The 20,644-nt window shown below is 59.3% G+C and carries 24 protein-coding genes and 1 pseudogene; 8 read left to right on the top strand and 17 right to left on the bottom strand.

Features of this window, described 5'->3' with window-relative positions:
- Nucleotides 1-299: 299 nt before the first annotated feature.
- A complete protein-coding gene (locus tag B9Z48_RS07170; RefSeq protein WP_108377618.1) occupies nucleotides 300-1,082 on the top strand; it encodes a class II aldolase/adducin family protein in 783 nt (260 codons plus the stop codon).
- Nucleotides 1,083-1,116: 34 nt separating this feature from the next.
- Here B9Z48_RS07170 and B9Z48_RS07165 read toward each other — a convergent pair whose 3' ends face one another.
- Nucleotides 1,117-2,019 (bottom strand): DMT family transporter, encoded by a 903-nt coding sequence (locus B9Z48_RS07165; protein ID WP_158273225.1) that lies wholly within the window; start codon nucleotides 2,017-2,019, stop codon nucleotides 1,117-1,119.
- Between B9Z48_RS07165 and B9Z48_RS21535 the strand changes: the two genes are divergently transcribed.
- From B9Z48_RS21535 to B9Z48_RS07155, 3 genes are read left to right on the top strand one after another with little or no spacing between them, the layout of a single operon-like run.
- Nucleotides 2,018-2,362: a hypothetical protein gene (locus tag B9Z48_RS21535; RefSeq protein ID WP_158273224.1), complete on the top strand. Its 345-nt coding sequence runs from the start codon at nucleotides 2,018-2,020 to the stop codon at nucleotides 2,360-2,362. The genes B9Z48_RS07165 and B9Z48_RS21535 overlap by 2 nt on opposite strands.
- Nucleotides 2,353-2,835 (top strand): DUF456 domain-containing protein, encoded by a 483-nt coding sequence (locus tag B9Z48_RS07160; protein ID WP_108377659.1) that lies wholly within the window; start codon nucleotides 2,353-2,355, stop codon nucleotides 2,833-2,835. The genes B9Z48_RS21535 and B9Z48_RS07160 overlap by 10 nt, the downstream gene beginning before the upstream one ends.
- A 5-nt stretch (nucleotides 2,836-2,840) precedes the next feature.
- On the top strand, nucleotides 2,841-3,692 hold the full coding sequence (locus B9Z48_RS07155; protein WP_199233471.1) for a mechanosensitive ion channel family protein: 852 nt from the start codon (nucleotides 2,841-2,843) through the stop codon (nucleotides 3,690-3,692).
- A 22-nt stretch (nucleotides 3,693-3,714) separates the two neighbouring features.
- Here the strand turns inward: B9Z48_RS07155 and B9Z48_RS07150 are convergent, their stop codons facing one another.
- Both B9Z48_RS07150 and B9Z48_RS07145 read right to left on the bottom strand, forming a co-directional pair.
- Entirely contained in the window at nucleotides 3,715-4,560 is an 846-nt protein-coding gene (locus B9Z48_RS07150) for a metallophosphoesterase (RefSeq protein WP_108377615.1), read from the bottom strand.
- On the bottom strand, nucleotides 4,557-5,588 hold the full coding sequence (locus tag B9Z48_RS07145; RefSeq protein WP_108377614.1) for a diacylglycerol kinase family protein: 1,032 nt from the start codon (nucleotides 5,586-5,588) through the stop codon (nucleotides 4,557-4,559). The genes B9Z48_RS07150 and B9Z48_RS07145 overlap by 4 nt, the downstream gene beginning before the upstream one ends.
- A 307-nt stretch (nucleotides 5,589-5,895) precedes the next feature.
- Between B9Z48_RS07145 and B9Z48_RS07140 the strand changes: the two genes are divergently transcribed.
- Nucleotides 5,896-6,546 (top strand): exopolysaccharide biosynthesis protein, encoded by a 651-nt coding sequence (locus B9Z48_RS07140; protein WP_199233470.1) that lies wholly within the window; start codon nucleotides 5,896-5,898, stop codon nucleotides 6,544-6,546.
- A gap of 84 nt (nucleotides 6,547-6,630) precedes the next feature.
- Here the strand turns inward: B9Z48_RS07140 and B9Z48_RS07135 are convergent, their stop codons facing one another.
- The 11 genes and pseudogenes from B9Z48_RS07135 to B9Z48_RS07090 all read right to left on the bottom strand — a co-directional run bounded on the left by B9Z48_RS07135 (nucleotide 6,631) and on the right by B9Z48_RS07090 (nucleotide 13,059).
- Nucleotides 6,631-7,629, bottom strand: a complete 999-nt coding sequence (locus B9Z48_RS07135; RefSeq protein ID WP_108377613.1) for a cytochrome d ubiquinol oxidase subunit II — start codon at nucleotides 7,627-7,629, stop codon at nucleotides 6,631-6,633.
- 45 nt (nucleotides 7,630-7,674) lie between these two features.
- Nucleotides 7,675-9,033 (bottom strand): cytochrome ubiquinol oxidase subunit I, encoded by a 1,359-nt coding sequence (locus tag B9Z48_RS07130; protein WP_199233473.1) that lies wholly within the window; start codon nucleotides 9,031-9,033, stop codon nucleotides 7,675-7,677.
- 24 nt (nucleotides 9,034-9,057) lie between these two features.
- Nucleotides 9,058-9,654 carry a GbsR/MarR family transcriptional regulator gene (locus tag B9Z48_RS07125; RefSeq protein ID WP_108377611.1) on the bottom strand — a complete coding sequence of 199 codons (597 nt, stop codon included), beginning with the start codon at nucleotides 9,652-9,654 and terminating at the stop codon, nucleotides 9,058-9,060.
- A gap of 182 nt (nucleotides 9,655-9,836) precedes the next feature.
- Nucleotides 9,837-10,154, bottom strand: coding sequence for a CcdB family protein (locus tag B9Z48_RS07120; protein WP_108377610.1), 318 nt, complete (start codon nucleotides 10,152-10,154; stop codon nucleotides 9,837-9,839).
- Complete coding sequence (locus tag B9Z48_RS07115; RefSeq protein ID WP_108377609.1) at nucleotides 10,154-10,411, bottom strand: type II toxin-antitoxin system CcdA family antitoxin; 258 nt, start codon at nucleotides 10,409-10,411, stop codon at nucleotides 10,154-10,156. Before B9Z48_RS07115 ends, B9Z48_RS07120 begins: the two co-directional genes overlap by 1 nt.
- A 172-nt stretch (nucleotides 10,412-10,583) precedes the next feature.
- Nucleotides 10,584-10,928, bottom strand: a complete 345-nt coding sequence (locus B9Z48_RS21790) for a hypothetical protein (protein ID WP_233261041.1) — start codon at nucleotides 10,926-10,928, stop codon at nucleotides 10,584-10,586.
- 25 nt (nucleotides 10,929-10,953) lie between these two features.
- Complete coding sequence (locus tag B9Z48_RS21785) at nucleotides 10,954-11,565, bottom strand: Fic family protein (RefSeq protein ID WP_233261040.1); 612 nt, start codon at nucleotides 11,563-11,565, stop codon at nucleotides 10,954-10,956.
- 39 nt (nucleotides 11,566-11,604) lie between these two features.
- A pseudogene (locus B9Z48_RS07105) lies at nucleotides 11,605-12,045 on the bottom strand (DUF2130 domain-containing protein); the annotation flags it as partial.
- Nucleotides 12,046-12,048: 3 nt separating this feature from the next.
- Nucleotides 12,049-12,363 carry a CcdB family protein gene (locus tag B9Z48_RS07100; RefSeq protein ID WP_108377608.1) on the bottom strand — a complete coding sequence of 105 codons (315 nt, stop codon included), beginning with the start codon at nucleotides 12,361-12,363 and terminating at the stop codon, nucleotides 12,049-12,051.
- 7 nt (nucleotides 12,364-12,370) lie between these two features.
- Nucleotides 12,371-12,640 carry a type II toxin-antitoxin system Phd/YefM family antitoxin gene (locus tag B9Z48_RS07095; protein WP_108377607.1) on the bottom strand — a complete coding sequence of 90 codons (270 nt, stop codon included), beginning with the start codon at nucleotides 12,638-12,640 and terminating at the stop codon, nucleotides 12,371-12,373.
- 113 nt (nucleotides 12,641-12,753) lie between these two features.
- Nucleotides 12,754-13,059 (bottom strand): hypothetical protein, encoded by a 306-nt coding sequence (locus B9Z48_RS07090; protein ID WP_255419476.1) that lies wholly within the window; start codon nucleotides 13,057-13,059, stop codon nucleotides 12,754-12,756.
- Between the two features lie 284 nt (nucleotides 13,060-13,343).
- Here B9Z48_RS07090 and B9Z48_RS07085 point away from each other — a divergent pair, with 284 nt between their 5' ends.
- Entirely contained in the window at nucleotides 13,344-14,399 is a 1,056-nt protein-coding gene (locus tag B9Z48_RS07085; RefSeq protein WP_108377606.1) for an alkene reductase, read from the top strand.
- A 117-nt stretch (nucleotides 14,400-14,516) separates the two neighbouring features.
- Here B9Z48_RS07085 and B9Z48_RS07080 read toward each other — a convergent pair whose 3' ends face one another.
- Nucleotides 14,517-15,380, bottom strand: a complete 864-nt coding sequence (locus B9Z48_RS07080; protein WP_108377657.1) for an amidohydrolase — start codon at nucleotides 15,378-15,380, stop codon at nucleotides 14,517-14,519.
- Nucleotides 15,381-15,869: 489 nt separating this feature from the next.
- Here B9Z48_RS07080 and B9Z48_RS07075 point away from each other — a divergent pair, with 489 nt between their 5' ends.
- Both B9Z48_RS07075 and B9Z48_RS07070 read left to right on the top strand, forming a co-directional pair.
- Nucleotides 15,870-16,385 carry an antitoxin Xre/MbcA/ParS toxin-binding domain-containing protein gene (locus B9Z48_RS07075; protein WP_108377605.1) on the top strand — a complete coding sequence of 172 codons (516 nt, stop codon included), beginning with the start codon at nucleotides 15,870-15,872 and terminating at the stop codon, nucleotides 16,383-16,385.
- A complete protein-coding gene (locus B9Z48_RS07070) occupies nucleotides 16,382-16,858 on the top strand; it encodes an RES family NAD+ phosphorylase (protein ID WP_108377604.1) in 477 nt (158 codons plus the stop codon). Before B9Z48_RS07075 ends, B9Z48_RS07070 begins: the two co-directional genes overlap by 4 nt.
- 270 nt (nucleotides 16,859-17,128) lie before the next feature.
- Here B9Z48_RS07070 and lpdA read toward each other — a convergent pair whose 3' ends face one another.
- Nucleotides 17,129-18,955, bottom strand: a complete 1,827-nt coding sequence (gene lpdA / locus B9Z48_RS07065) for a dihydrolipoyl dehydrogenase (RefSeq protein ID WP_108377603.1) — start codon at nucleotides 18,953-18,955, stop codon at nucleotides 17,129-17,131.
- 9 nt (nucleotides 18,956-18,964) lie between these two features.
- Nucleotides 18,965-20,632: a dihydrolipoyllysine-residue acetyltransferase gene (gene aceF, locus B9Z48_RS07060; protein WP_108377602.1), complete on the bottom strand. Its 1,668-nt coding sequence runs from the start codon at nucleotides 20,630-20,632 to the stop codon at nucleotides 18,965-18,967.
- Between the last annotated feature and the right edge of the window lie 12 nt (nucleotides 20,633-20,644).

Raw genomic sequence — 20,644 nt, 5'->3', positions numbered from 1 at the left:
GGGCGATGGGTGGTGGTCTGCGTAGCTCTATCGCGGCGAGGGCGCCGCTCCCACAACAAAGCGTTCATGCAAACTTCATAGGTCCGGATTAATCATGACCATGCAAACTCACAATACATCCTGAACTTGCGTCAAAACATGCACCCAAGCCCTTCAGATCGGCGTCTTATTTGTTTGCAGCGCCAAAGGTTTGATCTTTTACGTATTTCCAAAGAATGCCCACTTGCCTCGAAAGTGACAGCTGTGCAGCCAGCACATGCATAGAGTGCAGCTCAGTTCAAACCATCGAAAGAGCCTCCATGTCGTCCGCCTCAAGCATCACACAAGCCCCTGCCAACGCCCAAGATGACCCTATTTGGCAAGCCAAGGTGCACTTGGCCGCCGCCTTGCGTTTGGCCGTGATGCACGACTTTGACGAGGGCATCGACAACCACTTCACCGTGGCGGTGCCGGGTCGTGAAGACCAGTACCTGATTTCACCGTTTGGCGTGCACTGGTCCGAGGCCCGCGCCAGCACCATGATGGTTTTCAACGAAGCGGGTGAAACCCTGGAGGGCGAAGGCGTGGTGGAGTTGTCAGCGCAATCCATCCACGCACCGGTGCACCGCCTCACGGGTGCCAAAGTCGTGCTGCACACCCACCAGCCTTGGGCCACGGCTTTGAACATGCTCAAAGCCAACCGCTTGTTGCCGGCCACCCAAACAGCCGCCTTCTTTGATGGTGCCATCGCCTACGATGACCATTACACCGGGCTGGCGGCAGACCTGTCTGAGGGCGAACGCTTGTCGCAGCTCATGAGCGGCGGCAAGACCGTGCTCTTCATGAAAAACCATGGCGTGATGACGATTGGCGACACCGTGGCACAAGCCTACCGCAGGCTCTACAAACTCGAAAAAGCCTGCCGCACCCAAGTGCTGGCCATGGGCACAGGCCAGCCCCTGAACGTGCTGACCGAATCGGTCATCCAGCGCATCAAAAACCCCAGCCCCCAAGACCGCCACCCCCGCAGCGAACGCGAGCGACTGTTTTTTGAAGCCATGATGCGGGTGATTGACCGGGTGAACCCGGGTTATGCCGATTGAGTCTGGCTGGGGCTTGTGAGATCCAACAAGCCCGTCAACCGCCAGTCAAGGTGCGCATGCGCTCACGCCACAAAGTGTACAAACCCGCGCCGACCACAAACAACGCGCCCCACCAGACATGCGGCCCAGGCCACTCCTGCCAAAACACCCACCCGAACAAGGCCGCCCACAGCAGCTCGCTGTAATGGAAAGGCGCGACCACACCGACCGGTGCCAGCCGAAAGGCCCGGAAGGTGCAACGCTGGCCCAGCAACACCAAAACGGCCATCAAAGCCATGATTGGCCACATGCCCGGCGCGACCTCGAGGGACACAAAGAACAAGCCCACCGCACCGGCCAGACCCATCGTCATGTTCTGCCAAACCAACATCGACAAATCGCTTTCGGTGGGGGAAAGCCAGCGCACACAGGTCATCGAAGCGGCATAAAAAAATGCCGCCACCAAGGCCAGCCCGGCCCCCCAACCCAGCTCGCCCTCCATCGCCTGCGGCCCAACAATCAGGCCCACGCCCACAAAGCCGGCCAACAACGCGCCCCAGCGGTGCACGCCTACACGCTCTTTGAGCAAAGGCACTGACAACAGGGTCATGAACAGTGGTGCGGCAAAACTGATGGCGATCACCGTCGCCAGCGGCAACAAACGCAGGCTTTCAAAAAAAGCCAGCATCGAACACACTGCCAACAAGCCGCGCAAGAGCTGCGCCCCAGGTCGGCGCGTGCGCAAAGCCGACCAGCCCCCACTGCGCAACACCCAGGGCACCAGCAAAACCAGCACCATCGCTGAACGCGCCGCAATCAACACCGGAATCGACAACTGGGACACCGCGTGTTTGGACAAAGCATCCATGACCGACAACAAGAGCACCCCCGCCACCATCCAGGCAATGCCTTTCAGCGGGTGGTCGGCCCGCATAGGTGCAGCAGATGGAGGATTCATGGGTTCAGATGGCTGGGGCTGCATAGTAGGCAAAACCGCGCCCTTTGATAGACATGGGCATGGCATTGGGCTCAATTTACAGCATCCGCTACGCTCAGGCAGTCACCTGCATAGACCGGATACACACAAGCGTAAAGGTTTCGGGAAAGGTTGGCACAACGCAGAGGCCAACGAACAACAAGCCCATGAATCTGCAGCAATGGCCCACGGTTCAGCGGGCATTCACGGTCAGGCTTTTGATCCGACCATCCTGTGCCATAGTGGCTTTGATGCCGTTGAAATTCACGGCATCTGTTGGCGGATGCTGGTCAACCATGATCGTGAAAGTTGTCTGTGGAAATAACGTTGCTGTGGGTGTTGTGTGTCGTTTTGATGGTGTTGGGCTTGGCCGGCACGGTGCTGCCTGTGCTGCCGGGCACCTTGCTGGTGTGGGCTGGCATCGTGCTGGGCGCATGGATTGACGACTTTGCCCGGATCAGCATGACCACACTGGCGGTGATCACCGTGCTGGCGGTGTTGGCCTGGGCCTTGGATTACGCAGCGGGATGGATGGGCGCACAAAGAGCGGGGGCCAGCAAACAGGCCCTGATTGGCGCAGCGGTGGGCACCGTGTTGGGTCTGTTTATGGGCGTCGTGGGCGTTCTGTTCTTACCCCTCGTAGGTGCTGCACTGGGAGAGTACTTGGCTCGCAAAGACCACGGCCGCGCGGCCAAAGTCGGCATGGCCACTTGGGTGGGCATCGTGGTGGGCTTGGTCGCCAAAGTGGTGATTTCTTTCATCATGGTGGGAATTTTTATCGCTGCTTTACTGATCTGATGCCCATGTCCATTTTTGAACGCTTGGCCGCCTGGATTCCCGGGCAGTGGGAAAAGGTCATCATCACCGCTGTGCTGATTGGCCTGGCCTTCTTGGTGTCGAACCTTTGGACACGCTACCTCGCTCGCATGGAGATCTCGGCAGAAAAGCGCCGCATGCAGCTGGTGTGGGTGCGCAACGTGATCTGGTTTGTGGCCATGCTCATCATCGTGTCGGTCTGGGCGTCCACCATTGCAGGCTTTGCGCTGTCGTTGGCTGCGGTGGCGGGGGCCATTCTGATTGTCAGCAAAGAGCTTGTGATGTGCATCCACGGCTACTTTTATGCCACCCTGGTGCAGCCTTACAAGATTGGCGACGTGATCGAATTCAACCAACTGCGCGGACGGGTGGTGGATATCGACATGTTTGCCACCACGCTGGTGGAGCTGGACAAGGCAGGCCAACGCACTGGCAAAGTGGCCGAGTTTCCCAATGGGTTGCTGCTGACCCACCCGTTGGTCAACGCGTCTCCCAACGGAGCCTTTGCGCTGCACGCCATCCGGATTCCGATGCCTGAACGCTTTTCTCATGATCTGGACGGCATCGAAGCGGCCGCCTTGGCCGCTGCCGATCACGCCACCGCTGCTTGGCAAGAAGAGGCCATGACCCACTTTCGCAAGGCATCAGAAGAAAATTTCATTGCCCTGCCCTCCGGTAAAACCAAGGTGTCGTGGGACTTTTCTGACCCCGAACACCTGGTGCTGGTGATTCGGGTGGCCTGCCCGATCGAACAGCGTGCCAAAGTGGAACAAGCGGTGTTTCGCGACACCTGGCGTGCGCTTTCACCTGAGCCACCCACTTTGTCGGCAAACCGTTGAGTCGGCCGCCAGTGCACCTGTTTCAGTCAGGGGAGTTGCCCCGCTCGGGCTGCACCGCCGTGACCGCTGTCAGCGCAAACGCCTGCTGGTGTGCGCAAAAGTCCCACCGTTCGATCAGGCAGATGGGGCCCGTGACGGGGGCTGCGGGTGTGGCGGTTGCCAGCGCAGTGGCAGCATCACCCCAGCGCAGAAGATTCACCGAATTGGGCACTCCTGGTCGCGTGCGCGTTGAGACAGCCGTGCCCGCCTGAACCACCCACAGTCGCCGCGCGAGTCCGTCTACGCGCAGGGTGAAAGGCAGGTGAATGTGGCCGCCCAGCACCAGATCTGCGCCGGCCTCTGCCCAAACCTGTGTGGCAGCCTCATGGCCACGCAGCAGGTTGGCTCGTTCGCCAGCCACGGGCACCGCTGCCGGTTGGTGGACCACCACCACACACAACTGCTGCGGCTTGGCGGCTGCCAGCAAGCTGACCACCCGCGCCATTTGAGATGCCGAGACCTCGCCGTGCTTGTGTCGCCCTGCGCGAGTGGTGTTGACGCCCACCACCAGACAGTCTGGCGATTGGTAAACGGGCTCCAGATCGGGCCCAAACGCGGCGGAAAAACGCCCATAAGGCTGGGTCATCCTTGTCCACAGGTCGAACAACGCAATGTCGTGGTTGTCTGGAATGACCACTGCCGGCGCAACCATTCGGTCCATGAAGGCTTTGGCCGCCTTGAACTGGGTGGGCCTGGCTCGCTGTGTGATGTCACCCGAAAGCACCACCACATCGGGTTGTTGCTGCGCTGCCAACGTTGCCAATGCCTCCAGCACCAGCGGCTGCTCGGTGCCGAAATGCGTGTCGGACAGGTGCAGCACGACGCTCATGCGCCCATCCCTGACCCGCTGTCCCTGTTTGCAGCGCCGCGCGCTTGAAGCAAGAACAGGGGCTTGTCGAGGACACGAATGTCGATGGGCCAGCGCATCCGCGCCACCTCGCCGTCAAGCGCGACCACCACCTCCTTGCGGGGGCTGGACAGTCTGGGTTTGACCACCATGCGATGGAACTCGAAACTTTCCACGCCGGCGGCTTCGCCCAGCTGCCCCATGGCACCGTGCAGCATCAGCCTCATCATGGCCAGCGTGCCGATAGGCCTCAACATCAGCGCGGCCATGCTGCCGTGGCCGGGGGTGCCGGCCAAGGTGTCTGCTGGCTCTGCACCCAGTTGCGCCAGCTGAAGCCGGTTGTTGCCGAGAAAAAGAGTCAAGGTTTGGACATCGCGCTGCGAGCCACCGATTTCGATGTGCAGACGCAGTCGTCGCTGGGCGCGCAGCAGCGTCACAAAAGCGGCCACAAACGCCACCCAGCGACTGCGGCCAAACCGAGCTTTGTAGGCCTCACGGTCTTGCAACAGTTCAGGGTAAAGCCCCAAACTGGCGTTAACGAGAAACAAGCGGTGGTTGATGGCAGCCACCTGCACGGGGATGGGCTGGGCGTTCAGCAGCATCTGTGCCGCAGCCTCCGGATCGGTGGGTATGCCGTGCGTTCGGGAAAAGTAGTTGAAGGTTCCATAGGGAATGACACCGATTGGGCAACCGGCTGCATGAGCGGCTTGGGCCACGGTGCTCAGGCTGCCATCACCGCCCACGGCGACCACCGCCGAGCCGCGCGAGACGGCCAACGCTGCGGCCTCGGTGGCGACTTGCTGCAGCTCGGATGGGCTGCACACCCTCAGCTCACCCCGGCGCCCATGGGCTGACAGGGCAGATTCAATCACGGCGCATTTGACTCGGATGTCATGGGCACCGGAGGATGAGTTGATGACAAACAGCAGGGCTGCGGCCGGGTCAAACCGCGGGCAAGTGACCTTGGGGGATAAGGCATTGACGCCTGACTCAACCCAACAAGCCGTCATGAGCCACGTTGCTCCAAGTCACCAAATACCGTAAGTTCGCTCTCGCGGCGGTCAGCCCCCCGGCGCGACACAGAGCACCCGCCTGCGGCCCACAAGCTGTCGCCCTTAAAGGCAACGCTGGATAAATGGGTTTGAAACCGTGAATGGGCTGAAAACTCAAGGCCAATGGCGCTGGAGTGTCGGGTGTCGGGCATGGGGGTGTGATCAAATAATTGGGTCTGAAGATTATCAACTTTGCCCATGCGTGTGTCGTCGAATGCCCTTGTTTCGACGAGATTGGGTTCCAGCCACCGTGTTTTGATTCACCATGTCCCGCTCACTTCCACCATCTGACAACTCACCCGAAAACACCCTGAGCAAACGGCGCAGCACCGTCCAAAGGATGGTCTCGGCTCAGCTGGCACGCATGGGCGGCACGCTGGCAGACACCCTTGGTGAGAACAACCGGCAGCGGCTGCTGTGGTTGGGGCTCATGGCCTTACCGCTTTTGTTCCCGGTCGCGTTGCCCGGCATGGGGTCGGCCGTTGGGGCTTTTTGCCTGCTGACAGCCGTTGGGCTTTGCAAAGGTCAATCTCTGCAATTGCCAGCTTGGCTTGCCAAGCGCGAGATGAATGGGCACATCCAGTCGATACTGGTCGCCACGGTCAACCGCATCATTCATGTGCTCGCTCGGGTCTGGCGACCTCGCTTGCTGCCCTTGAGCAACAAGCCGGCACGACTGTTCAACGCGTCAATGCTTTTTGTTGCAGGATTGTCGATGATGGTTCCAGTTCCCGTGATCAGCTTTGACAATGCTCTGCCCGCACTGGCCATCGTCTTGATCGCGTGGGGTCTGCGCCTTCGGGATGGTCTGATGTTGCTGGCGGGTTATCTGGCCACGGTTGTGGCGGTGGCTTCGGTGATGTTGCTGTTGTGGGGAGGTGCCCAAGTGTTCCAACATGTGCTCTCGCTGATTTGAGTCTTTGAAGTCCTCAGCAAGAACTTGTCAGCGGCCAACATCAAGACCATTTCTTTGCGTTGAATTGGGCACACCACAGCAGGTTCAACCGTACTTCAGCGCAGTCGCCTTGCCCCAAAACACGCGGTACATGAACACCGTGTAGCCGATGATGACCGGCAGCGTGATCGCCACACCGAAAAAAATCACATTCAGCGACGCGGTGCTGATGGCAGCTTCCCACACCGTCATGCGGCCGATCACGATGTCCGGAAAGATGCTGTAGGCCAAGCCGAAAAAGGCCAGCACAAAAATCAGCACGGTATTGGCGAACACCAACCAGCCGTAGCCCGCATTGACCAGATTTGGCCTTGTGAGCACCCAGCGCATGGCAAAAAAAGCCAGGGCGCACATGAGGGGAACCGGCAGCAAGGCAAACACCTGCGGCACACCGAACCATTTCTCAAGAACGCCCGCCTTCACCAAAGGCGTGGCCGCCGAGATGGCCAGCAAGGCAGCCGCCATGGGCCACAGCACAAGCCGCGCCCAGCGCACGGCTTTTTGCTGCAGATCGCCTTCGGTTTTCATGATCAACCAGCCCGAGCCCAGCAGCACATAAGCCGCGGGCAAGGTGATGGCGATGCCCAGGCTAAATGCCCAGCCCAAGGGGCCGCTGGCAAAGCCGGTGATGTAGCTGCCCAGCATCCAGCCCTGAGAAGCACTGGCCATGAGCGAGCCGGCAAAAAACGCGCGGTTCCAAAACGGCTTGTAGCGCAGCGGCGCTTTCACGCGGAAGTCAAACGCCACACCTCGCAAGATCAAGCCAATCAGCATCATCGCCACGGGCAGGTACAAGGCCTGCAGCACCAGACCATGGGCCATCGGAAAAGCGATCAACAACACACCCACGCCCAGCACCAGCCAGGTCTCATTGGCGTCCCAGAAGGGGCCGATGCTGGCGATCATGGTGTCCATTTCTGCGTCGCTCGCCTGCAAAAGCAGCAAGCCAACGCCCAGGTCGTAACCATCCAAAACCACATAAGCCAGCAGGGACAGCCCCATCACAGCCAGGAAAAACAATGGCAGAAATTCAGCCCAAGTCATGGTCGCCTTTCAGTTTCAGGTTCAGATACGCAAAGACGAGGTTCATCACACCCCCGCTTTGCCCAACAGGGCACCCGTCGGGGCATCTTGGCGGTGTTCCTTGGGGTGCTCAGCCATGTACTTCAACACGCCCACGTAAGTGACCAACAGCAGGCCATAAACCACCAGGTAAGCCGTTAAAGTGAGCGCAATGTAGGGCGGCGGCAAGGTGGTGGCGGCTTCGCTGGTGCGCATCAAGCCATGCACCAGGAAGGGCTGGCGACCGATCTCGGTCACGTACCAGCCCGCCAGCGTGGCGACCCAGCCAGAGAAAGCCATGCCCGAGAGCAACAACAGCAGGGGCTTGGGCAGTGTCACTTCTGGCTGCCGGCGCTGAAGCCACAAGCGCCAGGCGGTAAAACCCGCCACCAGCAGCATCAACGAGCCCACACCCACCATCACGCGAAAGGCATAAAACACCGGTGCCACGGGTGGGTGTGCCCCTTCAAATTCGCTGATGCCCTTGACTTCGCCGTCCAGCTCGTGGGTCAGGATCAAACTGGCCACTTTGGGGATCTTCACCGCGTAGTGGGTGGTGCGTGCTTCTTGGTCTGGAATGCCAAAGAGCGTCAGCGGTGCGCCACGCTCAGTTTCCCAAATGCCCTCCATGGCAGCAACTTTGGCCGGTTGGTGCTCCAGGGTGTTCAGGCCGTGCATGTCACCCACCAGGAACTGCAGCGGCATCACGCAAGCGGCGGTGAAAACGGCCGCACGCATGGCTTTGTGGGTGCCGCGTGTGGCGCTGCCTTTGAGCAGCTGCCAAGCGCACAGCCCAGCGATCAGGAACGACGCGGTCAGCGCCGAGGCGAGCAACTTGTGCGAGAAGCGGTAGGGAAACGAAGGGTTAAAGACCACCGCCAGCCAATCGGTGGGGATGAACTGGCCGTTGATGATTTCGAAACCCGCCGGGGTGTGCATCCAGGAGTTCAGGCTCAAGATCCAGAAGGCCGACATGGTGGTGCCGAACGCCACCAAAAATGTGGCGATCAGGTGCACCCGCTCACTCACCCGGCCACGGCCAAACAGCATGATGCCCAAGAAGCTGGCCTCCAGGAAAAACGCCGTCAGCACCTCGTAGCCCAGCAACGGCCCTGAAATATTGCCCGTGCGCTCCATGAATCCCGGCCAGTTGGTGCCGAACTGAAAGCTCATCACAATGCCCGAGACCACCCCCAGCGCAAAGGTGAGCGCGAACACCTTGGTCCAAAAATAGTAGGCCTCTTCCCACGCCTGGTCTTGGGTGCGGGCGAAACGCCATCGGAAGAACAGCAAGAACCAGCACAGCGCGATGGTGATGGTGGGGAACAGGATGTGAAAACTGATGTTCGCAGCAAACTGGATGCGCGAGAGGATGAGTGCGTCGATGTCCATGGTGGCTTTCTTTGGGTGTCAAGCGCTGTCGCGTGTCTGGCTAATGTCCGGTACTTTGTTACCGCGACCGGTCAGGCGGTCTTTGAATTCGAGCACCTTGGTCACCGTGGTGCCCATGCTCATGAGCTGCATGGCGGTCTCGGGTGCGAGCTTTTGCACGTCGTCAAACCAGGTCATGAGGCGGTCGATCAGGTCGTGCATTTCGCGCATGCGCTGCTGGGCATGGCGCTCTGCGTCGGTATGGGGTGTCTCCAACAAGGCGGTTCGCAGCATGCTCAAGGTGGGCTCGATTTCACGGCGGCGGCGCTCCTCGGCCAACACCCGAAAGATCTCCCAAACGTCAGCGGGTGCCTCAAAGTACTCGCGCCGGTCACCCGCTTGGTGGCGCAAACGCACCAAGCGCCAGGCCTGCAGCTCCTTGAGGCCCATGCTCACGTTAGAACGAGAGAACGCCAGCGCCTCGGCAATCTCATCGGCATTTAAAGCCTGCGGGGACACATAGAGCAGCGCGTAAATTTGGCCAACCGTGCGGTTGATGCCCCACTTGCTGCCCATTTCACCGAAATGGGCGATGAACTCGCGGTTGAGGGCAGGAATTTGGTCAGAGATAGGCATGTCGCGATTTTAGCCTCCCATTTTGAATTTTCAGAAATAACTGAAATATCAGGAATGAATTCAGGGTTATCCCGCATCCTGAGGCATTACCTGCACATAAAAAAGCCCCGGACCGTTTCCCGTCCGGGGCTTAGAAGAGGTCAGAGCCTGCCAGCGTCGCGGCCAGTTACTTTTTATCAATGTCAAGAACGCGTCAGCAACTCATCCAACGCATCCGCAATCTCTTGCCCGTTCTCAGCCAATGAACCCACGCACTCTCCCAGCTGATCGAGCGCCACTGAAACCATGTCCAACGGGTGCAGCACCAACACCGCCCCACGCACTTTGAAGCTCGGATTCATGCGCGTGCCAGCAATACCCGCAGGCAACGCACTGCGCTTGACCAAAGGCACGACCACCCGACGGCGATAACCATCCGACAAAGAAGACTGAACCACCACGACGTAAGGAATGGTCTCCCTCAATGGGCCTTTGTTTCGATGAAGGTCAAACTGAGCCATCAGAGTGTGGAGTGTTCATCCGCAAATGAGCCGACTTGCGCATGCAAAGCGTTCCAGCCTGCCACGGTTTGGTCTGCCTGTTGCTGGCGGCTTGAACGTGCCTGCTTTTGTTCCACCACATACGCTGTGAGCAAGGCTTCAGCCGTAGCAGACAAATTAGAGGTGTAGCCTTTGAGCTCGGCGATCAAGCCTTCACTCAAGGTGAGGTTGACTGGGCGTTTTCGGGATAGGGGCTTGGCGCTGCTGGTGCGTGGCATAGGTGCCTCCAATGAGAATATGCGCATATTATGCGCATTCATTTCAGAGCAGCTGCTATCCGGCCAAGTGCTGGACCAAGCCTTGATTGAGGCGCTCTGCAGCCAGGAAGGTGATGAGGCGGATGGGGATAGGGCTGAGGGGTGTTAGCTCGGGGCGCATTGAAGCAAGCCGTTAAGGCCTGATCGCTGGCTGCTCCCAACCTGGCACATTCACGACATAGCGCGTGGCCTTGCCCAAACCCTCGATGCGCAACAAGCCGTGCTGAGCCAAATCGGCCAAATCGCGTGCGGCTGTCGCTTTGGAGGTGCCAGTGATGTTGGCGTACTTGTCGGTGCTCATGCCGCCCAAAAATCCGCCGCCCGAGCCCACATGCCCGGCGTCGAGCAAACGCTCGAGCACCTTGCTTTGGCGCGGGTTGATGTGGCATTGCGCTGCGCGCAACCGAAAATGCGCTTTATCTGTCGCATCGCGCACCACAGCCTGACTGGCCACACAGGCACGGGTGAAAGCCTGCACAAACCACTGCACCCATGCTGTGACATCAATCCCTTGGGCATCCAGCGATACACCTCGCAAGCGCTGCGCGTGGTTGAGCGCATCGTAATAAGCCGAACACCCGTACCTGCGTGGGATTGGCCTCTGGGTCTTGCGCACACATGTCTTGCGCCAAAGCCATGTCTGCCAAAGCACGCCCTATGCGGCGATTGCCATCTTCAAAAGGGTGGATGGACTCAAACCACAAATGCACCAAGGCTGCGCGTGCAATACCGTTCAGCGTGACTGCTGGGTTGGCGAACCAAGCCAAAAAAAGATCCATCTCTGCACCAACGCTTGAAGAGGGTGGTGCCTCGTAATGCACCACTTCACGTCCCAAAGGCCCGCTGACAATTTGCATGGCATCGGCATGGTCACGCAAGCGGCCCACCGCAATACGGACAATGCCCGACGTGCCACCGGGAAACAAGGCCGACTGCCAGCGGCACAGCCTGTCCACATCCAGCGCTGCACTGTGGTTGGCCAAGGCGTCTTGCATCACCTGCACCAAACCTTCAACCGAACGGTCTGCGCCCGGCGCATCGGCCAGCGCAAGCCGGTGCGCCACCGACGACCGCAAAGACTCCAGGTTGAGCTGCTGCCCCTCAATACACCTCAAGTTATGAGGCGTATTTTTAAAAATGCAACTCAAAAATGGCTAGGACCCCGGCAACTCTTCAAACTTGGCCGCCATCGTGGGGTTGGCGCGTGTGAGCTTCTTGATCGTCAAGTCGTCGGCCTTGTCGTTGGCCAGGCGCAAATTGTTGGCTGACTTGTGCAGCGCTTCCTTGGTTTTTTCCAAGTCTTTGATGGCTTCGTCAATGCGCTTGACGGCTTCCTCAAAACCTTCAGAGGCCAGACGCCAATTGCGGCCAAACGCCGTCTTGAATTCGTCCAGCTGGGTTTCGAACTTGGTGATGTCCACGTTCTGGCAGCGCACCAAGGCCAGCTCGGACTTGTACTTCATCGCGTTCAAAGCGGCATTGCGCAACAACGTGATCAGGGGCACAAAGAACTGTGGCCGCACCACGTACATCTTGTGGTAACGGTGCGACACATCGACGATGCCGCTGTTGTACAACTCGCTCTCCGGCTCCATTCCTCAGATGCCCGACAGCACCGCATCCATCGCCGCCACCAGTGCGCTGGCCTGCGCGGCCACGTTGTCCACCGGGCTCCGAAGCAGTTTGGCGGGCAGTGGCGCAGTGTAATGCGCCAACGCGTTAAGGCGCTGCCCGTTCACATGGATGGTTGGGCACAGCACGGTGGGCACTTTGACCATGGTATCGGGCAGAGCGAGGGGCATGGTCAAGCGAGTGGCCAAGCCATCGAGCAAGTCGCTCTGGACCACCACGACATACGGAATACCCTCCGCCCCGCTGCGGCTTGGGTTGGGAAACACGTCGTACTGCGCCATGGGCCGCTTACCAAGGGCGAAGGTCAGCGCCCGGAATGCCGTGGGCTTCGACCCGGGCGTTCTGCGCAGCGATCCAGTCGCCAAAGTGGGCTTCAAACGCCTGTTTGCGCGAAGCCCGGCTGGCCCCGTCCTGCCCGGCCTTGAGCGCCTGGTACTGCTCGGCGGACAGAATGACCGAGTCGAGCTGACCGGCTTTCTCCACAAACACGGGCTCGCGCTTGGCCTGAGCGCAAAGGCTGCCAAAACGGTTCTTGGCTTCGGTGGCGGTGACACGCATGGTGGACTCCTGAATCGATTAGCCATTTTAGCCATTCATCAGCGTGCCAGTCACAAAAAAGCTCCGGACAGTTTCCCGTCCGGGGCTTTTGCTTCGTGCAGCGCTGAAGCCGATTATTTCTTGCTCGGCGGCAAGTCCGTGCAGCTGCCGTGCGCCACTTCCGCCGCCATGCCGATGCTTTCGCCCAGCGTGGGGTGTGGGTGGATGGTTTTGCCGATGTCCACAGCGTCTGCGCCCATCTCAATCGCCAGAGCGATCTCGCCAATCATGTCACCCGCGTGCGTGCCCACCATGCCGCCGCCCAAGATTTTGCCGTGACCGTGGGCCTCGGGTGAATCGTCAAACAGCAGTTTGGTCACGCCTTCGTCGCGGCCGTTGGAAATGGCGCGGCCTACGGCTTGCAACACGAAGTCGTGCACCTGCGGCGGGGGGGCTGTGCTGCCGGTTTCGACATTTTCGAACGTGACTTACTTTCCTCTCTGCGTACTCGACATACTCGCCAGCACCCAGCTACCCAGCATGACCACCACCGCCGTCGGTACCGCTTGCATGACCTGCGGCATGTAAACAAAGTTGTTAGGCAGGCAATACCAAATCCGCTGAACGGCAACGCACTGGCCTTGCAATCCCCTTTTTTAACACCATGTAGTCTTTCGGAGGCAATTTCCACCGCTGTCTTTCCTCATGGATCCAAAAAATTCCTATGCTATTTAACCCTCTTCAAATCGGCTCCGTTTCACTGGCCAACCGCATGCTCATGGCACCGCTGACACGTTCGCGTGCCAGTGCAGGGCATTTGCCCAATTCGCTCATGGCCGAGTACTACGCGCAGCGCGACAGCGCCGGGCTGATCATCACAGAGTGCACCATGATTGCCGAGAACACCTCGGCCTTTGTCAACGAACCCGGCATTTACAACGCCGAACAAATTGAAGCCTGGAAAGAGACCACTGCAGCTGTTCATGCCAAGGGCGGCAAAATCTTCATGCAAATCTGGCACGCCGGCCGCGCCGCACACCCGGCCAACAATGACGGGGCTCAGATTGTTTCGTCCAGCAACCTGCCGCTCCAGGGCGATGCCCACACCGCTCATGGCATGTTGCCCCAAGCCACACCCCACGCCTTGCTGGAAAGCGAAATTGCCACCATCGTGCAAGCCTTTGCGCAGGCCGCCAAAAACGCCATGGCTGCAGGTTTTGACGGCGTGGAAGTACACGGTGCCAACGGGTACTTGATTGACCAATTCCTGCGCGACAGCGCCAACCAACGCAGCGACAGCTACGGCGGCACCTTGGAACAACGCGCACGCTTCCTGTTTGAAGTGTTGACCGCCGTGTGTGCGGCCATCGGCAGCGACCGCGTGGGCCTGCGCCTGTCGCCCCTGAACAGCTACAACGACATGAAAGACAGCGACCCGCTGGCTTGGACAGCCTACCTGGCTGAGCAACTCAACCGCTTTGATTTGGCCTACTTGCACATCATGCGGGCAGACTTTTTTGGCCTGCAAAAAGCCGATGTGATGCCCCTTGCCCGCGCCCACTATAAAGGTGTGCTGATTGGCAACATGGGCTACACCCCAGCCGAGGCCGAGGCGGCCACCACCGAAGGCAAGCTTGACGCCGTCGCCTTTGGCAACGGCTTCCTCGCCAACCCCGACTTCCCTGCCCGTGTGAAAGCGGGTGCGGCCATGAACGTACCCGACCAAAGCACCTTCTACACCCCCGGTGCCAAGGGCTACACCGATTACCCAACGCTGTAATCAACTCAAAAAGGCAGTGGTGAATTCATCGCCTTTTTGGCTTGGCAGATCGATTGGCTGGGGAATCGACAAGCCCTATGTGCCTTGGGTTTGCGCGGATGAGCTGAATTTTTCTGTTCAGTGACGCAAGCCGAACAAGGCCGAACCGTTCTCCCAGGCTATTTTTTTGGCCACATCGGGCGGCAAACCCCCCAGCCAAACGCGATAGCCCCGCATGTTGTCTTCATATTGTTGCCAGCGTTGATTGATCCAGGTGTCTGACCCGATCAAAAAACGCCCGGGGTATTTGAGCATGAGCGCACGCCATTCCGGGCATAAGAAACCTCCGTCACAGGTCAAGCCCGGCCGGTAAGAAAGTTCCCCCATCAGGCCAGGGTACTTGGCCATCAAGGCCTCCACGCGCGTGACCGGTGGGCCACCAATGCCTGTGTGCGCCCAAATCAAACGCAACTTTTGACCTTTGGATGGCGTGTTGGCCATCAACAGGTCGATCGCGACATCGTCCACATGGGCCAGCACCACCAACTGCTTTTCTTCGGCCAACACCATCAGCTTTTGGGCCACACTGCCGTTGGCATTGGCACTGTCATAAAGATGAAATTCGCCAATGCCCCGATAAGGCCCCACCGGTGTTCCACGCGCGAGTTCTGCCAGCACCATGTCATAAATACTTTCGTCGCGGAACCAAGAGTCATAGTCAGCGCGGTTGCGGTACAGGCGAACGAATGGCACAACGGTCACTCCCTCTGAGGCAGCCTCGGCGCGCGCTTGGGCCAGCGAAAGGGTTCCATCATTGGGCCGCGAGTTGGCGACGATGGCCTTGACGCCACTTCGCTGCATCCGTGCAAACACATCGGGTACTGGATGCGGGCCGGTTTGGCCGTTCCAGGCTTCGGTGTTGTAGTGAAGGTGTGCGTCAAACAGCGGACCAGCGTAGTCGGCCGCATAGGCACTCAAATTCAACAGTGAGATGAGCCCCATCAACGTCGAGGCCAGCGTTTTTCGAAAAAGTAATGAGAACATGGCGGCAATGGTTCGTGGGCTGTAGGGACGCAGCACATTACACCTCATCGTGGTTGAAAATTCATTCGCTTGCAGCCAACAGGTGACGAGGGACTGCCCGGGCTAGGTTTTCCCGAGTAGCGGGCTAATTGATTTCTTCAGACAAAGCATGGGCTATTTTCATTCGGAGATTTCTTGATGACCCAAGCCCATGACCTCCGTCGCCGACAAATTGGCCTTGCTGCCCTATCGAGCGTTGCACTCAGCGCCTTTGGCACAGCGCAGGCCCAAAGAGTGAAGAGCTGCAGCTGTCCGGCCAAGCGGTGGACCAAGCCTTGATTGCTGCGCTGTGCAGCGAGGAAGGTGATGAAGCGGATGGGTGCGGGGTGTGACCTCGGGGCGCATTGAGCTGCGGCAAATTCACTCAAAATTGTTGTAATTGCATCAAGTAAATGATGTAATTGCGCCATGAAAACACAAGCCATCGCTGCCATCAGCACCCCTCGCAGCGCTGCACTCTCGGCGCTTTGGGCCATGCTGGACGCCCAAGACTTCGACGATTCGCGAACAGAATCCACACGTGTGATGGTGGGTGCGCGTCTGGCCAGCTTGTCCAGCGCAGGGGCCTGCAAGCTCCTCAAGCGCGGCATTTCCAGTCAAGCCATTGGGCCGCTGGGCGACTACCTGGGGCTGGGCAAAGGGGTGATTGCAGAGTACCTTGATCTGGACCGCAGCACCGCCAACCGCAAAGCCGCCAAAGGGCAACTGCTGCCCATCCATTCGGCTGAAAGCGTGTTGCGTCTGCTGGAACTTGGGCAAATGGCCGCCGACACCTTTGAGACAGAAGACGAAGCCTCGGCTTGGTTGCGTCGCCCACACCCCATGCTGGAGGGTGACAGCCCGCTGGAGTTGGCCAAAACCAGCTTCGGTGCACAACGCGTCAAAGACATTTTGATTGCAATCCGTTATGGCGGTGTCGTTTGACCACCGTCTGGCGGATTGGATTTTGCGAAAACCCCGCACTGCCCTCCTCTGCCATTCTTGCCACGCTGGGTTTCGGATCGACCTTGGGCCATGGCCGCTGGCATGCCATAGGCGCACACCAAGTGGTCTATGCGGCATCTACCCGTGCCTTGTGTCAATTGGAAAAGCGCGTCCACTGCAACGGGGCCAACCCTAAAAATCAAGCCTTGATGCAATTGGAGTTGCCCGATGACTGCTTGCTGATGGCAGCTTCTAACTGGGGATTGCCAACCGACTGGCAAAGCAACGAAGCCGCCACACAGGCCCTGGGCTTGTCCTGGCTGGCGTCCACATCCAGCCTCGGCTTGTGGGTGCCCTCTTTTGTAGAACCATCCGAGTTGAATTTGCTGATCAATCCTGCACACCCAGACTACCGCAGAATATTGATCAAAATTGAGCGCCACCCTTTCCGGTTTGACCCTCGGCTGTTTTAAACAAGCCTGCCGATAACCCATGGCGTCCAAGCCCCAGGGGTGACGTACTGAAAAACCATATGCGGTAATGCCCCGTCTCATCAACGCGAAATTTGCGGCGACTAAACGAAATAATCACCGGATGCCCATGGGCTGATACCCGCCGCATTTACACAAAATATAGGACACTCTCAGGCGAGAGTGAATGATGGACGCCCAAGCCGTCATGCCCAATAAAAAAGCCGCCAACCATTTCAGGTTGGCGGCTTCTTTGTTTAAACAGCGAAGCTTTTACTTCTTGCTAGGCGGCAAGTCCGTACAGCTACCGTGCGCCACCTCTGCCGCCATGCCGATGCTTTCGCCCAGCGTGGGGTGGGGGTGGATAGTCTTGCCGATGTCCACAGCGTCTGCGCCCATCTCAATGGCCAAAGCGATTTCACCAATCATGTCGCCCGCGTGCGTGCCCACCATGCCGCCGCCCAAGATCTTGCCGTGGCCGTGGGCCTCGGGTGAATCGTCGAACAGCAGTTTGGTCACGCCTTCGTCGCGGCCGTTGGCAATGGCGCGGCCCGAGGCGGTCCAAGGGAACAAGCCCTTTTTCACCTTGATGCCTTGCGCTTTGGCTTGGTCTTCGGTCAAGCCCACCCATGCCACTTCGGGGTCGGTGTAGGCCACGCTCGGGATGACGCGTGCGTTGAACGCAGCGGCTGCCAACTCTTTGTTGCCTTGCAGTTCGCCCGCAATCACTTCGGCCGCCACGTGTGCTTCGTGTACCGCTTTGTGCGCCAACATGGGCTGGCCCACGATGTCGCCAATGGCGAAGATGTGCGGCACGTTGGTGCGCATTTGAATGTCGACGTTGATGAAGCCACGGTCGGTCACAGACACGCCCGCTTTTTCAGCGGCGAGTTTTTTGCCATTGGGCGTGCGGCCCACAGCTTGCAACACGAGGTCGTACACCTGCGGCGCGGGGGCTGTGCCGCCCTCTTCTGCCGGTGCAAACGTGACTTCAATGCCTTCGGGCAAAGCGCGTGCAGACACGGTCTTGGTCTTGAGCATGATGTTGTCAAAGCGCTTGGCGTTCATCTTTTGCCAGACTTTGACCAAGTCACGGTCAGCACCTTGCATGAGGCCGTCCATCATTTCCACCACATCGAGGCGTGCGCCCAACGTGCTGTAAACCGTGCCCATTTCCAGGCCGATGATGCCGCCGCCCAAAATGAGCATGCGCTTGGGGACTTCTTTGAGTTCCAAAGCGCCCGTGCTGTCGACCACGCGTGGGTCATTCGGCATGAAAGGCAAACGCACAGCTTGCGAACCTGCGGCGATGATGGCGCGTTTGAAGGCGATCACTTTTTTGCTGCCGGTTTGCTCTTGCGCGGTGCCGCTGGTCTCAGACACTTCAAGGTGGTTGGCACCCACGAATTGGCCCAAACCGCGCACTGTCGTGACCTTGCGCATCTTGGCCATGGCCGCCAAGCCACCGGTGAGTTTGCCAATGACTTTTTCTTTGTGACCGCGAAGCTTGTCGATGTTGACCACCGGCTTGCCAAAGTCCACGCCCAAGTCGGCCATGTGGCTGACTTCGTCCATGACGGCTGCGACGTGCAGCAGCGCTTTGGAGGGGATGCAACCCACGTTCAAACACACGCCGCCCAAGGTGGCGTAGCGCTCAACGATGACCACGTTCAAGCCGAGGTCGGCCGCGCGGAACGCAGCCGAGTAGCCGCCAGGGCCACCGCCCAACACGAGCACATCGCACTCGATGTCAGCGGAGCCGCCGAAGGATGAGGCTGTGGGTGCAGGGGCTGCGACAACAGGTGCTGGAGCAGGTGCAGCCGCTGGAGCAGCAGTGGCGGTAGCCGGGGCAGCCGCAGCGCCCTCGCCTTCCAGCACCAACACCACCGAGCCTTGCTTGACTTTGTCGCCGAGCTTGACCTTGAGTTCCTTGACCACGCCGCCGTGGCTGCAAGGAATTTCCATGGAGGCTTTGTCGCTCTCCACGGTGATCAGGCTTTGGTCAGATTTGACGGTGTCGCCCACCTTGACCATCAACTCGATCACGGTGACTTCGTCGAAGTCACCAATGTCAGGGACTTGAATATCAATCAGTGCCATGGTCTGTCCTTAGAGCAACACGCGACGGAAGTCGCTGAGGATTTGACCCAGGAACGCGTTGAAGCGTGCCGCTGCGGCGCCGTCGATGACGCGGTGGTCCCATGTCAAAGACAGGGGCAGCATCAGGCGGGGCACAAACTGCTTGCCGTCCCACACGGGTTCCATGGTGCTCTTGCACACACCCAAGATGGCCACTTCGGGCGCGTTGATGATGGGCGTGAAGTACTTGCCACCGATGCCGCCGAGGCTGGAGATGGTGAAAGTTGCGCCGCTCATTTCGGCGGGGCTGAGTTTGCCATCTCTCGCCTTCTTGGCCAACTCGCCCATTTCTTGGCTGATTTGCAGCACGCCTTTTTTGTCGCAATCGCGAATGACGGGCACCATCAAACCATTGGGCGTGTCAGCGGCAAAGCCAATGTGCCAGTAGTTTTTGTAAACCAGCGCATCGCCGTCGAGCGAGCTGTTGAACTCTGGGTATTTCTTGAGCGCGGCCACACAAGCCTTGATCAAGAAGGCCAGCATCGTGACTTTGACGCCCGACTTTTCATTCTCTTTGTTGGTCGAGACGCGGAAGGCTTCGAGGTCCGTGATGTCGGCATCGTCGTGGTTGGTGACGGCCGGGATCATGATGGCGTTGCGCAGCAGGTTGGCACCGCTGATCTTCTTGATGCGACCCATCTCTTTGCGCTCGATGGGGCCGAACTTGGCAAAGTCCACCTTGGGCCAAGGGATCAGGCCCAAAGCTGCGCCGTCACCGCCCGAGGCTGCAGGGGCTTTGGCCGCTTGCGCCTTGGTTTGGGCAGCGCCCGACATGACGGCCTGGGTGAAGGCTTGCACATCGGCCTCGGTGATCCGGCCTTTGAGGCCCGAGCCTTTGACTTCTGCGAGCGGCACACCCAGCTCGCGAGCGAACTTGCGCACCGATGGTGACGCGTGGGGCAAGCCCAGCGTGGTGCCGCCGGGGGCGTGGGCAGGCGCTGCCACCGCAGCCACTGCCGCAGCCACGGGTGTTGGCGCAGCCGCCGGAGCCGATGCCACGGCCACAGGTGCTGCCACGGCTGCAGCAACAGAAGCTGCCACGGGCGCTACCGCAGCGACCGTGCCCGTCAACACAGCCAGCAGGTCGCCAATGTTGACCTTGTCGCCCACTTTGACTTTGATCTCTTGGAGCACGCCTGCGTGCGATGACGGGATTTCCATCGAGGCCTTGTCGGATTCGACGGTGATCAGCGACTGCTCGACCTTGATGTTGTCGCCGGGCTTGACCATGACTTCGATCACGACCACGTCTTTGAAGTCGCCAATGTCAGGCACATGCACTTCAACCGGGCCGGATGCTGCAGCGACTGGCGCAGCAGCCACCGGAGCGGTGGCGGGCGCGGGTGCAACCACGGCAGCAGCAGGCGCGGCAGACGCAGCAGCTGGGGCTGCAGCTGCACCAGCGGCTTCCACCACCAACACGATGGAGCCTTGCTTGACCTTGTCGCCCAGCGCCACGCGCATTTCTTTCACAACGCCTGCAGTGCTCGACGGGATCTCCATCGAGGCCTTGTCAGACTCCACGGTGATCAGCGACTGCTCGGCTTTGACGGTGTCGCCCACTTTGACCATCAACTCAATGACGGTCACTTCATCGAAATCCCCGATGTCCGGGACTTGAACTTCTACCAATGCCATGTTCGTCTCCAG

The organism is Limnohabitans sp. WS1 (assembly GCF_003063265.1).
In the GTDB taxonomy this organism is placed as follows: Bacteria; Pseudomonadota; Gammaproteobacteria; order Burkholderiales; family Burkholderiaceae_C; genus Limnohabitans_A.
This window is presented reverse-complemented; position numbering and strand designations above follow the sequence as displayed.

Bases quoted from the DNA above. Each gene is read 5' to 3' on its own strand.
- B9Z48_RS07170 (WP_108377618.1), top strand. From the start codon at position 300: ATGTCGTCCGCCTCAAGCATCACACAAGCCCCTGCCAACGCCCAAGAT.
- B9Z48_RS21535 (WP_158273224.1), top strand. From the start codon at position 2,018: ATGGGTTCAGATGGCTGGGGCTGCATAGTAGGCAAAACCGCGCCCTTT.
- B9Z48_RS07165 (WP_158273225.1), bottom strand. From the start codon at position 2,019: ATGAATCCTCCATCTGCTGCACCTATGCGGGCCGACCACCCGCTGAAA.
- B9Z48_RS07155 (WP_199233471.1), top strand. From the start codon at position 2,841: ATGTCCATTTTTGAACGCTTGGCCGCCTGGATTCCCGGGCAGTGGGAA.
- B9Z48_RS07150 (WP_108377615.1), bottom strand. From the start codon at position 4,560: ATGAGCGTCGTGCTGCACCTGTCCGACACGCATTTCGGCACCGAGCAG.
- B9Z48_RS07145 (WP_108377614.1), bottom strand. From the start codon at position 5,588: ATGACGGCTTGTTGGGTTGAGTCAGGCGTCAATGCCTTATCCCCCAAG.
- B9Z48_RS07140 (WP_199233470.1), top strand. From the start codon at position 5,896: ATGTCCCGCTCACTTCCACCATCTGACAACTCACCCGAAAACACCCTG.
- B9Z48_RS07135 (WP_108377613.1), bottom strand. From the start codon at position 7,629: ATGACTTGGGCTGAATTTCTGCCATTGTTTTTCCTGGCTGTGATGGGG.
- B9Z48_RS07125 (WP_108377611.1), bottom strand. From the start codon at position 9,654: ATGCCTATCTCTGACCAAATTCCTGCCCTCAACCGCGAGTTCATCGCC.
- B9Z48_RS07120 (WP_108377610.1), bottom strand. From the start codon at position 10,154: ATGGCTCAGTTTGACCTTCATCGAAACAAAGGCCCATTGAGGGAGACC.
- B9Z48_RS07115 (WP_108377609.1), bottom strand. From the start codon at position 10,411: ATGCCACGCACCAGCAGCGCCAAGCCCCTATCCCGAAAACGCCCAGTC.
- B9Z48_RS07100 (WP_108377608.1), bottom strand. From the start codon at position 12,363: ATGGCGCAGTACGACGTGTTTCCCAACCCAAGCCGCAGCGGGGCGGAG.
- B9Z48_RS07095 (WP_108377607.1), bottom strand. From the start codon at position 12,640: ATGCGTGTCACCGCCACCGAAGCCAAGAACCGTTTTGGCAGCCTTTGC.
- B9Z48_RS07085 (WP_108377606.1), top strand. From the start codon at position 13,344: ATGCTATTTAACCCTCTTCAAATCGGCTCCGTTTCACTGGCCAACCGC.
- B9Z48_RS07080 (WP_108377657.1), bottom strand. From the start codon at position 15,380: ATGGGGCTCATCTCACTGTTGAATTTGAGTGCCTATGCGGCCGACTAC.
- B9Z48_RS07075 (WP_108377605.1), top strand. From the start codon at position 15,870: ATGAAAACACAAGCCATCGCTGCCATCAGCACCCCTCGCAGCGCTGCA.
- lpdA (WP_108377603.1), bottom strand. From the start codon at position 18,955: ATGGCACTGATTGATATTCAAGTCCCTGACATTGGTGACTTCGACGAA.
- aceF (WP_108377602.1), bottom strand. From the start codon at position 20,632: ATGGCATTGGTAGAAGTTCAAGTCCCGGACATCGGGGATTTCGATGAA.